The organism is Streptomyces sp. NPDC092369 (assembly GCF_044755245.1).
GTDB lineage: Bacteria > Actinomycetota > Actinomycetes > Streptomycetales > Streptomycetaceae > Streptomyces.
Map to the genome: position 1 here is coordinate 1,988,852 of NZ_JBIVQP010000001.1, position 11,986 is coordinate 2,000,837.

Here is an 11,986-nt window from a genome sequence, read left to right on the forward strand (position 1 = left end):
TCTCCCCTGGAGGGAGCCGTGCAGGGGAATTCAAGAGCGAATTCCCCTGCCTGGAAAGGGACGTGCGGCTGCTTACTCGAGACCGATCTTCTTGCAGTCCGCGGCGTAGGCCGAGGTGCAGATGTCGCCCACCGTGTAGATGCCGTCCTTGATGACGGTGTCCTTGATGTTGTCCTTGGTCAGCGCGACGACGCCGATGATCTTGGACGGGATGCCCTTGTCCGACGGGCTGTCGACCTTGTCGGGCGCGACGGTGGCGAGGTCCTTGCCCTGAGCGATGGCGACGGCCAGCTCGGCGACCGTGTTGGCCTCTTCGGGGTAGGGCTTGTAGACGCTCATGTACTGCGTGCCGGCGACGATGCGCTGGACACCCGCGAGCTCCGCGTCCTGGCCGGTGACCGGGACGTTGAGACCGGCGGCCTTGAGGGCGGTGATGATACCGCCGGCCATGCCGTCGTTGGCGGAGTAGACGCCGATGATGTTCTTCTTGCCCAGGGCCGAGATCGCCGCCTCCATGTTGGCGTTGGCGTTCTCCGGCTTCCAGTCCTTGGTGTCGTACTCCTTGCCGATGTTCACCTTGCCGTCGAGGACGGAGTGAGCGCCCTTCTTGAACAGGGCGGCGTTCGGGTCGGTGACCGAACCGTTCATCATGACGATCTTGCCGGACTTGGCCTTGGAGCCGAGCGCCTTGAGGAGGGCCTCACCCTGGGTCTTGCCGACGGTCTCGTTGTCGAACGAGGTGTAGGCGCTGATCGGACCCTCGGCCAGACGGTCGTAGGCGACGACCGGGATACCGGCGTCCTTGGCCTTCTGGACCGAGCTCTTGATGGCCGCGGAGTCCACCGCGTCGACGATCAGCACGTCCACCTTGTTGGTGATCATGGTGTCGACCTGCTGGTTCTGGGTGGTGGCGTCCTGCTTCGCGTTGGCGTAGACGACCGTGCCCTTGTTGTTCGTGAGCTCCTTGACCTTCTTCTCGATCAAGGGGCGGTCGAACTTTTCGTAACGCGCGGTCTGGTTCTCCGGGAGCAGGAGACCGACCTTGATGTTGTCGCCCTTGTTGCTGGCGGAGCTTGAGGAGTCGGCCTTGTCACCGGATTCCTTCGCACTGCCACAGGCGGCGAGGGAAACGGCCATCGCACTGGCGGCGACGGCAAAGGCGGCACGACGCATACGCGTGTTCACTTCAGAAACCTCCCTGACGAGGCCGCGTCGTTGCGGCCGAGGTGGCTGGAAGTCAACTCGGCCGCACGTGCGACGTCAAGAAGTAAATCCTTAACGGGTTGGCAACGGTGCCATCCGTTCTCTAAGTGAAGGCAGGTGCCGCCGTAGCGAGCGAGCCGTCCAAAAGGGTCGAATCACCCATCTCGCTGAGCGCGAGAGCGAGTGCTCCGAGCACCTCCGCACGGCCTCCAAGTGCCCCCGGGAGAACGGACAGTTGCCGTGCCGCGCTGGGGATCGCGTAGCGGCCGACAGACTCCCTGATCGGGCCGAGCACCAGCTCACCGGCCTCGGCGAGATCACCGCCAAGGACCACTCGGCTCGGGTTCAGCAGATTGCAGAGATTGGCGACTCCACTGCCGATGTGTCGGCCGACGTCGGCGATCACCCGACGGCAGCCCGGGTCTCCGTCCCTGGCCAGGCGCACGACGCCTTCCATGGTGAGGTCGGTGCCGTGGCTCGACTGGAGCAACGGAAGGACATAGCGCGCCGCCGTGAACGTCTCCAGACATCCCCGGTTCCCGCAGCGGCAGACGGGACCGGATTCATCGAGTGTAATATGTCCGATTTCTCCCGCAGTCCCACCAGGCCCGCGGTAGATCTTCCCGTCTATCACCAGACCGGCCCCCACACCGCTCGCGACCTTGATGTATGCAAGATCACGCACGCCTCTGCCGCTGCCCCAGACCAGCTCGCCCAGTGCACCCAGATTGGCGTCGTTGTCCACGTGCACGGGCACGCCAAGCCGCCCCCGCAGCTCCTCGGCGGGCTTGGTGCCGGTCCAGCCCGGCAGGATCGCGGTGGAACCCAGGGTGCCGGACTCGACGTCGATCGGTCCGGGCACGCCGAGGCCTATCCCGGCGATCTTGGAGCGGTCCACACCGGTCGCCGCGATCAGGCGGTTGACCAGCTCTTCCGCCCGGTCGAAGCCCTGCGTGGAGGAGGCGTCCACGTCCAGCGGCTCGGACTCCTCGGCCAGCACCTGGTGGGCGAGGTTCCCGACCGCGACGCGCAAATGCGTGTGCCCGAAGTCGACGCCGATCACGATGCCGGCGTCCCCACTCAGGGAGACGCTGCGGGCCCTGCGTCCGCCGGCCGAGGTGGGGGTGACCTCGACGGTTCCGCCGTCCTTCAACTCCCGGACGATGTTGGAGACCGTGGCGGCCGACAGGCCCGTGGTCCTGGCGATCTCCGCCTGCGTGAGCGACCCGGCCAGCCGGACGGCCCGTACCACCCGTTCCAGGTTGGCTCGGTGCAGCGACGACTGCGACCCCGGAGTCTCCACGACGACCTCCTGCGCACGGGACCGCTTCGATGAGGCCCCGTCTATGTCCAACTAGTGAACTCTAAGCTGAGCCGTTCGGGTTGCCTCCCGTCAAGAGGTTGAACCGGATCGGGGTTCGTGCCCGCACATATGAGCGCGCCGCCCCCAACCCGGGAGCGGCGCGCGCACGGACGGGTGCTGAGGGCTACTTCAGCGTCGCAGAGGTCAGACCGGCCTGCACCTGGCGCTGGAAGGAGAGGTAGACCACCAGCATCGGGATCATGGCGATCGTGACGCCCGCGAAGAGCACCGGCAGGTCGGACGCGTACCCCTGTTGCTGCTGCAGCTGGATGAGGCCCTGGGTGAGGACGTAGCGTTCCGGATCGCCGCCCTTCTGGGGCTGCATCAGGACCGTCGGCAGGATGAACTGGTTCCACTGGCCCAGCGTGTTGAAGATGCCGACGCTGATCAGGCCGGGCTTCGCCATCGGCAGCATGACCTGGAAGAACGTCCGGGTGTGCGAGGCCCCGTCCAGGACCGCGGCCTCGTGCACCGCCGTCGGCAGGGTCCGGAAGAAGGCGTGCATGAAGAAGACCGTGAACGGCATCGAGTAGGCGACGTACACCAGGATCAGACCCTGGTACGTGTTCAGCATGTCCAGCCGTTTGACCATGAAGAACAGCGGGACCAGGGCCAGGAACACGGGGAACATCGCGCCCGCGACGAAGAAGTAGTACAGCAGGCGGTTGCCCCAGAACTCGTAGCGGGCCAGCACGTACGCGGCCATCGAGCCCAGCAGCATCGTCAGCGGCACCGAGAACACGAGCACGATGACTGTGTTGATGAAGTAGTCGCCGATGCCCTTGTCCCAGGCCCGCGAGAAGACGTCGAAGGACCAGTGCTGCGGCCAGCCGAAGGCGGAGCCGCCGATCTGGGTGTCGGTCTTGAAGGAGCTCAGCACGAGCCACAGCAGCGGCAGCACGATCAGCAGGCCCCACAGGGCGAGGAAGCCGTGCGAGAAGACGTTCAGTACGGTGCCCTCGCCGCGCCGGTCGCCGGGCGCCGCCGGGGCCCCGCCGACCGCGGGCCGGGGCGGGACCGGACCGCCCGTGGGGGTGCTCTCCTTGAGAGGTGCGCTCATCGTCGTCTCTTCCGCTCAGTACTCGATGCGGTCGCGGCGGGTGGCGCGCAGCGTGACCACGGACAGGACCAGGGTCAGGAGGAGCATCACGACGCCCATGGCGCAGGCGTAGCCGCTCTTCCCGTAGTAGAGGAAGTTGCGCATCATCACGGTGGCCATGACCTCGCTGTCGTGGTCGGGGCCGCCGCCGTACGCGCCCATGTTCGCGGTCATCGAGGAGACCAGGACGAACATGTCCATCGCCACGATGCCCAGGTACACCCAGGCGGTCTGCACGGAGTCCCACAGCAGGGGCAGGGTGATGCGGAAGAAGGACTGGGAGCGGTTCGCGCCGTCGATCAGGGCGGCCTCGTAGATGTCCCGCGGGATGGACTGCATGGCGGCCGAGAACAGCACCAGATAGAAACCGACGCCGTGCCAGACGACGACCAGCATCAGCGCCCACAGCACCAGGTTGGGCTCGTTGAGCCATTCCACCGGATTCTGTGAGTCGACCAGCCCGATCTTCGTCAGGACACCGTTGAGCAGGCCGCCTTCGTCGCTGCGGTAGATCGCGTTGAACAGCACCGCGAGAATCGCGAGCGAGAGGACCTGCGGGAAGAAGTAGACGATTTTGTAGAACTTGGATCCGGCGACGCCCTGAACTCCGCCGGCGCGGGAACGGCCGCCCGCGTTCAGCATGAAGGCGAAGAAGAGGGCGAGCAGAATGGTGATCACCGGGATGAACACCAGGAACAGGATGTTGTGCCAGATCGCCTTCAGGAAGATGTCGTCCTGGAAAAGCGCCCTGTAGTTGTCGAGACCGACGAAATGGAAGGTCTGCGACTCGCCCTGCCAGTCGGTGAGCGAATAGCCGAACGTCTGGATGTACGGCCAGATGACGAAGATCAGATAGAGCGCCACGGGAGCGAAGAGAAATCCCGCGACGAACCTGTACTGCCCTTTGCGCATTGGCGTTCCTGCCCCTGATGCTCCGGTCGGCACCCGCGCCCCCCGAAGGGGACGCGGGTGCCGGACGACGTGCGTCTGCTAGTCGCGGTGGTTCTTCTTCGAGGCCGGGTCCTTGGCCTGCTTGTCGACCGCGGCCTGGCAGCGCTTGAGCCACTCCTTGGGCTGGATGCGCTTGGCCATCAGCTCGTTGGACGCGGCCTCGATGGCGGTGCCCATCTCGCTGTACCACTCCGTGTACAGGAAGCGGAAGGTGTTGTCGCCGGCGGCCTTGGACGCCTCGACCGTGGACTGGGTGCCCGGGCGCAGCTTGACGCTCGGGTCGACGCCGTCCTTGAGGATGGTCAGCGAGTTGGCCTCCTTGGCGAACGTCGTCGACCACTCCTTGGAGAGCATCAGCCGCATGAACTCCTTGGCGCCGGCCAGGTTGCTGGCCTTCTTCGGGATGATGAAGGGCTCGCCGGAGCCGGCCCTGATCGCCTCGAAGGGGAGCTTGCTGTCGGGCAGCAGGGGCATCGGCATGAACTTCATGTCGAAGTCCGCCGGGGTCTGCTTGAGCTGCTCGTTCTCCAGCCAGGAACCGCAGGTGATGAACGCGGCCTTGTACTGGTTCCAGCGGGTCTGCGACTCGGTGTGGGTCAGGCCGTTGGTGCCGGGCATCAACAGGCCCTTCTCGACGATCTCGTAGATCGCCTCGACACCCGCCTGCGCCGCCTCGGACCCCACGAAGGCCTTGGGGTCGAGGTTGTCGATCGCCTTCATGGCGTCCAGACCGCCCTTCTTGGCGATCATGTCCATGATGGCGACATTGATGTAGTACGGGTACTTGCCCTGGTGGGCGAGGCCGCCGATGCCGTCCTTCTTGGCGGCCTGACAGACGGCGATGAAGTCCGCCCAGGTCTTCGGCTCCTCCCAGCCCTTCTCCTTGAAGAGCTTGCCGGAGTACCACAGGCCCCACACCGTGTAGATGTAGTTGAGGGCGACGATCTTGCCCTCCTGCAGGCCCGGGTCGAGCGTGCCCGGGATGACGGTGTCGCGGACCTTCTTGGACGGGTCGTCGACCGAGGGGGCGTCCAGGACCACGGCGAGGTCGAGGAGTTGGCCGTTGCGGTTGAGGACGTCGATCTTGATCTGCTGGGCGCCGGAGTCGTCGACGATGTCCGGCGGGGTGCCGCCGTTGAAGCGCGGCTGGAGCTTGCCGGTGATCTCCTGGGTGCCGGTGTGGGTGGAGGTGATGCCCCACTTCTTCTGGAAGCTGGCCTCCCACGCCTTGGCGTAGTCGTCGCCGTAACCGCCCTTGAAGACGACCACGTCGAGCTTGGTGCCCTTCTTCACTCCGAACGGGTTCGTCTTGGACGTCGTGCCCTGGGTCTCGTTGTTGTCGCCCGAGTCGCCGTCCCCGCCACCGCTGGCACACGCCGACAGGAAGCTCATCGTGGGTACGGCGATCAGGCCGAGTGCGGCGGACCGCCGGATCAGGTCGCGACGGCCGACACCCGCCGCGTCGTTGTGTTCGGAACCGCTGTTCTCGGCGGAAGTGGATCCCATGCTCAAGTCCTCGCCTTCTCCAGGACTCAGGCGGTGAACCGGATCCTCCCGGCACCGCGGTCAGGTCAAGCAGGGTCGTGCAGGAGTAACGAATCATGCCGTGCGGATCATGACGAACGCATCGGGTGAATCGCCGACAGGTATAGTCCACTTCCCGCCAACGGAGCAAGATCGAATGCAAGGTTGGCCGTTGGTCTTATCCGAGTTGAGACCTCGCGGAAATATGAGCCCCCTGTGGGCGCCTTGCCGGAAAAATCCGCGACATAGGCCCCGAATGCCACACTCAACACCCTTGACATCGCTGGCCACTTGACCCACTACTGGGTTCTGCGCCTGGAAGGTGACAACGTTGTCCGATCGCGCAGGGAGGGTGCCGGAGATGGTGCGGTACAGAACGAGACACAGATGGGGAACGGCCGTCGTACTGACGGCCGCTTTTGCATTGGCGGTGGGCTCCCAGGGAGCGGCGACAGCGCTTTCTGCGAAGCCCAAGCCGGCCGACCGGGAGTTCTCGTCCTCCTTCGAGGCGGGCGATCCGGCGCCGGACTGGCTGAACACGGTCGACACGAAGCCCGACGGCACCAAGCGGGCCTCGGGCGTGGACGGCGGCTACAGCACCGGCATCCCGGGCAACGTGTCCGACCACGTCACGGACGTCCGGGCCAGCTCGGAGAACACGGGCGGCGGCGAGGTGAAGGAGAACCTCGTCGACGGCGAGGCCGGCACCAAGTGGCTGACCTTCGAGCCCACCGGCTGGGTCGAGTTCGACCTCGACAAGCCGGCGAAGATCGTGACGTACGCGCTTACTTCCGCCAACGACTTCGACGAGCGCGACCCCAAGGACTGGACCCTGCAGGGCTCCACGGACGGCAAGGACTGGAAGACGGTCGACACCCGCTCCGGTGAGACCTTCTCCGAGCGCTTCCAGACCAAGACGTACGACCTCGCCGAACCGGCCGAGTACGCGCACTTCCGGCTCGACATCACCAAGAACAACGGCGCCTCCGACATCCTGCAGCTCGCCGATGTGCAGTTCTCCACCGGCGGCAGCGGCGGTCCGGTGCCGCAGGACATGCTGACGCTGGTCGACCGCGGCCCGGCGGGCTCGCCGACCGCGAAGGCGGGGGCCGGCTTCACCGGCAAGCGGGCGCTGCGGTACGCGGGACGCCACACCGCCGACGGCCAGGCGTACTCGTACAACAAGGTCTTCGACGTGAACGTGTCCGTGCGCCGCGACACCGAACTGTCGTACCGGATCTTCCCGTCGATGGCCGACGGCGACCTCGACTACGACGCCACGAACGTCTCCGTCGACCTGGCCTTCACCGACGGCACCTATCTGAGCGACCTGGGCGCAACCGACCAGCACGGTTTCGGTCTGACGCCGAAGGCGCAGGGGGCCGCCAAGATCCTCTACGTCAACCAGTGGAACAACGTGGTCTCGGGGATCGGTTCGGTCGCCTCCGGCAAGACCGTCGACCGGATCCTGGTGGCGTACGACTCCGCGAAGGGCCCGGCGAAGTTCCGCGGCTGGCTTGACGACGTGAAGATCGACCGGGCGGCGGAGGAGAAGCCGAAGGCGCATCTGTCGGACTACGCCCTCACCACCCGTGGCACCAACTCCAGCGGCGGCTTCTCGCGCGGCAACAACTTCCCCGCGACCGCCGTGCCGCACGGCTTCAACTTCTGGACGCCGGTGACCAACGCGTCCTCGTTGAGCTGGCTGTACGACTACGCGCGGGCCAACAACGACGACAACCTGCCGACGATCCAGGCGTTCAGCGCGAGCCATGAGCCGAGCCCCTGGATGGGTGACCGGCAGACCTTCCAGGTGATGCCCTCGGCGGCCTCCGGAACCCCGGAAACCGGCCGTGAGGCACGGGAGTTGGCGTTCAGGCACGAGAACGAGACCGCGCGGCCCTACTACTACGGCGTCACGTTCGAGAACGGTCTCAAGACCGAGATGACGCCGACCGACCACGCGGCGACCATGCGCTTCACCTTCCCCGGTGACGACGCGAACGTCCTGTTCGACAACGTGACCGACCAGGCCGGGCTCACGCTCGACCCGGCGACCGGGACCTTCACCGGCTACTCGGACGTCAAGTCGGGCCTGTCGACCGGCGCGACCCGGCTGTTCGTCTACGGCACCTTCGACAAGCCCGTCAAGGACGGCTCGTCCAGCGGGGTCAAGGGGTACCTGAAGTTCGACGCGGGCGCCGACCGCACGGTGACGCTGCGCATCGCGACCTCGCTGATCAGCATCGACCAGGCCAAGGACAACCTCCGCCAGGAGATCCCGGACGGCACGTCCTTCGACTCGGTCAAGAAGAAGGCCCAGCGCACCTGGGACAGGATCTTCGACAAGGTCGAGGTCGAGGGCGCCACGGCGGACCAGCTGACCACGCTGTACTCCAGCATGTACCGGCTGTACCTGTACCCCAACTCCGGCTTCGAGAAGGTCGGTTCGAAGTACCAGTACGCCTCCCCGTTCTCGCCGATGCCGGGTCCCGACACCCCGACGCACACCGGCGCGAAGATCGTGGACGGCAAGGTGTACGTCAACAACGGCTTCTGGGACACCTATCGGACCACCTGGCCGGCGTACTCGTTCCTGACGCCCTCTCAGGCGGGCGAGATGGTCGACGGGTTCGTGCAGCAGTACAAGGACGGCGGCTGGACCTCTCGCTGGTCCTCCCCCGGCTACGCGGACCTGATGACCGGCACCTCCTCGGACGTGGCCTTCGCGGACGCGTACGTCAAGGGAGTCGACTTCGACGCCAAGTCGGCCTACGACGCGGCCGTGAAGAACGCGACCGTCGTGCCGCCGTCCTCCGGTGTGGGCCGCAAGGGCATGGCGACCTCGCCGTTCCTCGGCTACACCAGTACCGACACCGGCGAGGGCTTCTCCTGGGCGATGGAGGGCTACGTCAACGACTACGGCATCGCGCAGATGGGCAAGGCCCTCTACAAGAAGACCAAGGACAAGCGCTACAAGGAGGAGTCGGAGTACTTCCTCAACCGCGCCCAGGACTACGTGAACCTCTACGACTCCAAGGCCGGCTTCTTCCAGGGCAAGGACGCCAAGGGCAACTGGCGCGTCGACTCCGCCAAGTACGACCCCAAGGTGTGGGGTTACGACTACACGGAGACCGACGGCTGGGGCTACGCCTTCACCGTCCCGCAGGACAGCCGGGGCCTGGCCAACCTGTACGGCGGCCGGAGCGCCCTCGGTGACAAGCTCGACGAGTACTTCTCGACCCCTGAGACGGCCTCGCCCGAGAACGTCGGTTCCTACGGCGGTGTCATCCACGAGATGACCGAGGCGCGGGACGTGCGCCTGGGCCAGTACGGGCACTCCAACCAGGTCGCCCACCACGTCATCTACATGTACGACGCGGCGGGCGAGCCCTACAAGGCGCAGAAGAACGTCCGCGAGGTGCTCTCCCGCCTCTACACCGGCAGCGAGATCGGGCAGGGCTACCACGGCGACGAGGACAACGGCGAGCAGTCGGCCTGGTACCTCTTCTCCGCGCTCGGCTTCTACCCGCTCGTGATGGGCAGCGGCGAGTACGCCATCGGCTCCCCGCTGTTCAAGAAGGTCACCGTGCACCTGGAGAACGGCGAGGACCTCGTCGTCAAGGCGCCGAAGAACAGCGACAAGAACGTCTACGTGCAGGGTTTGAAGGTCAACGGCCACAACTGGACGTCGACTTCGCTCCCCCACTCGCTGCTGGAGGAGGGCGGTGTCCTCAACTTCGACATGGGCCCGAAGCCGTCCTCGTGGGGCACCGGCAAGAACGCGGCGCCCGCGTCGATCACCCAGGACGACAATGCGCCGACGCCCCGTGCGGACGTGCTGAAGGGTGACGGGGCGCTGTTCGACAACACCTCGGCGACCAGCGCGACGGTGACGTCGGTGGACCTGCCGGTGACCGGCGACACGAAGGGGCTCCAGTACACGGTCACTTCGTCCGCCGACCACACCAAGGCGCCGACCGGCTGGACCCTTCAGGGCTCGAGTGACGGGACCACGTGGAAGACGCTCGACAAGCGGTCGGGCCAGTCCTTCACCTGGGACCGGCAGACCCGGGCGTTCAGCGTCGGATCGCCGGGCACGTACGGGAAGTACCGCCTGGTGTTCGACGCGGAAGCGACCGTGTCGGAGGTCGAACTGCTCGCGTGAGCGGGTGAGTTCCGGGTCGGATGACCTGTGAACGGTTCGGGGGACGCGTCGAGTGCGGCGCGTCCCCCTTGCCGTCCGCTCAGCGGCTCAGGGTGTTCTCCTGCCCCATGTGCGACAGCTTCTCGGGATTGCGCACGGCGTAGAGGCCGGTGATCAGGCCGTCGTCGATGCGGACCGCCAGCACGGTGTCCACCTCGCCGTCGAGCCGGAAGACCAGCGCGGGGCAGCCGTTGACCAGCACCGGGCCCAGCTCCCAGCCGGTGACCCGGCCCAGGCCCGCGAGCAGTAGCCGGCCCACCTTGTCGGCACCCGTGACCGGCCGTAGCACGGCATGCTTGATCCCGCCTCCATCACCCAACAGGACCACGTCCGGGGCGAGTACGTCGAACAGGCTCTGCAAGTCACCCGTGTCGACCGCCCGTTGGAAGGCGGCGAGCACGTGCCGGGTCTCGGTCACGGTCACGGCACCACGCGGCCGGCGCGAGGCGACGTGCGCCCGGGCCCGGTGCGCGATCTGGCGGACCGCGACCGGGGTCTTGTCGACGGCCTCGGCGATCTCGTCGTAGTCGAGGTCGAACACCTCGCGCAGCACGAACACCGCCCGCTCGGTGGGCGCGAGGGTCTCCAGGACCAGCAGCATGGCCATGGAGACGCTGTCGGCCAGTTCGACGTCCTCGGCCACGTCCGGGGCCGTCAGCAGCGGCGCGGGCAGCCAGGAGCCGACGTAGGACTCCTTGCGGCGGGCGAGGGTGCGCAGCCGGCTCAGGGCCTGGCGCGTGGTGATCCGGACCAGATACGCGCGCTGGTCACGCACCGTGTCCAGGTCGACGCCGGACCACCGCATCCAGGTCTCCTGGAGGACGTCCTCGGCGTCGGCGGCCGAGCCGAGCATCTCGTAGGCGACCGTGAACAGCAGATTGCGGTGGGCGACGAACGCCTCGGTGGCCGTGTCCTGCGCGGTCTCGCTGTTCTCGCCCGTCACCGGCTGCTCCTGCCTGCTCGTATCCGACGATGTCACGCGCACAAGACGCCGGCCACCGCCGCTCCGTGACACCCCTGCGCGGTGGCGTACGTCACATGGCCGTCCTGTCACACGGAGCGGGGCGCCGGCATCTCTTGTGCATCCGACGCAGCGCATCGCAGCGCGACGCCACGAGTGAGGACGAGATCATGGAAGCTCGATTCAACCTGTTCGAGAACGAGATCGCCGCCAAGTTCACCAAGCGGTTCGCCAACGCGAGCCTGGTGATCGAGCAGTCGCCGTTGCCCAAGTCGACCCAGGAGCTGGTGTCCTTGCGCGCCAGCCAGATCAACGGCTGCGGCTGGTGCATCGATTACCACACCAAGGAGATGGCGGCGGCCGGCGAGACCTCGGTCCGGCTGATGCTCGTCGCCGCGTGGCGCGAGTCCACCGTCTTCACCGAGGCCGAACAGGCCGCACTGGCCTTCGCCGAGGAGGGCACCAGGATGGCGGACGCCCAGCAGGGCGTGTCCGACGAGACCTGGGACCAGGTGCGCAAGCACTACGACGACGACCAGATCGGCGCGCTGGTCTGCCTGGTCGCGCTGATCAACGCGGCCAACCGGCTCGCCGTGATCGTGCACCAGAAGGGCGGCTCCTACGAGGTCGGCATGTTCAGCGCCGCCGCCGCCGGATGACGGCGGCGGCGCTGAACTC

8 protein-coding genes are annotated in these 11,986 nt (G+C 66.5%); 2 read left to right on the top strand and 6 right to left on the bottom strand.

Translation table 11 applies throughout. The features are described from left to right. Positions 1-72: 72 nt before the first annotated feature. From ACIQI8_RS08680 to ngcE, 5 genes are all read right to left on the bottom strand, one after another. Positions 73-1,173 (bottom strand): sugar ABC transporter substrate-binding protein, encoded by a 1,101-nt coding sequence (locus tag ACIQI8_RS08680; RefSeq protein WP_402346768.1) that lies wholly within the window; start codon positions 1,171-1,173, stop codon positions 73-75. A gap of 133 nt (positions 1,174-1,306) precedes the next feature. Next, positions 1,307-2,506 carry an ROK family transcriptional regulator gene (locus tag ACIQI8_RS08685; protein ID WP_123997108.1) on the bottom strand — a complete coding sequence of 400 codons (1,200 nt, stop codon included), beginning with the start codon at positions 2,504-2,506 and terminating at the stop codon, positions 1,307-1,309. A 184-nt stretch (positions 2,507-2,690) separates the two neighbouring features. Beyond that, on the bottom strand, positions 2,691-3,626 hold the full coding sequence (locus ACIQI8_RS08690) for a carbohydrate ABC transporter permease (RefSeq protein ID WP_402346261.1): 936 nt from the start codon (positions 3,624-3,626) through the stop codon (positions 2,691-2,693). A gap of 15 nt (positions 3,627-3,641) precedes the next feature. Next, positions 3,642-4,577, bottom strand: a complete 936-nt coding sequence (locus ACIQI8_RS08695) for a carbohydrate ABC transporter permease (RefSeq protein WP_402346263.1) — start codon at positions 4,575-4,577, stop codon at positions 3,642-3,644. Positions 4,578-4,655: 78 nt separating this feature from the next. Then, a complete protein-coding gene (gene ngcE, locus ACIQI8_RS08700) occupies positions 4,656-6,122 on the bottom strand; it encodes an N-acetylglucosamine/diacetylchitobiose ABC transporter substrate-binding protein (protein WP_402346265.1) in 1,467 nt (488 codons plus the stop codon). A gap of 382 nt (positions 6,123-6,504) precedes the next feature. On the opposite strand from ngcE, the gene ACIQI8_RS08705 reads away from it, so the two are divergent. Next, positions 6,505-10,308, top strand: coding sequence for a GH92 family glycosyl hydrolase (locus ACIQI8_RS08705; RefSeq protein ID WP_402346770.1), 3,804 nt, complete (start codon positions 6,505-6,507; stop codon positions 10,306-10,308). 79 nt (positions 10,309-10,387) lie between these two features. Here ACIQI8_RS08705 and ACIQI8_RS08710 read toward each other — a convergent pair whose 3' ends face one another. Beyond that, positions 10,388-11,290, bottom strand: a complete 903-nt coding sequence (locus ACIQI8_RS08710) for an RNA polymerase sigma-70 factor (protein WP_402346267.1) — start codon at positions 11,288-11,290, stop codon at positions 10,388-10,390. Between the two features lie 188 nt (positions 11,291-11,478). Here ACIQI8_RS08710 and ACIQI8_RS08715 point away from each other — a divergent pair, with 188 nt between their 5' ends. Further along, positions 11,479-11,967, top strand: coding sequence for a carboxymuconolactone decarboxylase family protein (locus ACIQI8_RS08715; RefSeq protein WP_402346269.1), 489 nt, complete (start codon positions 11,479-11,481; stop codon positions 11,965-11,967). Positions 11,968-11,986 lie beyond the last annotated feature (19 nt).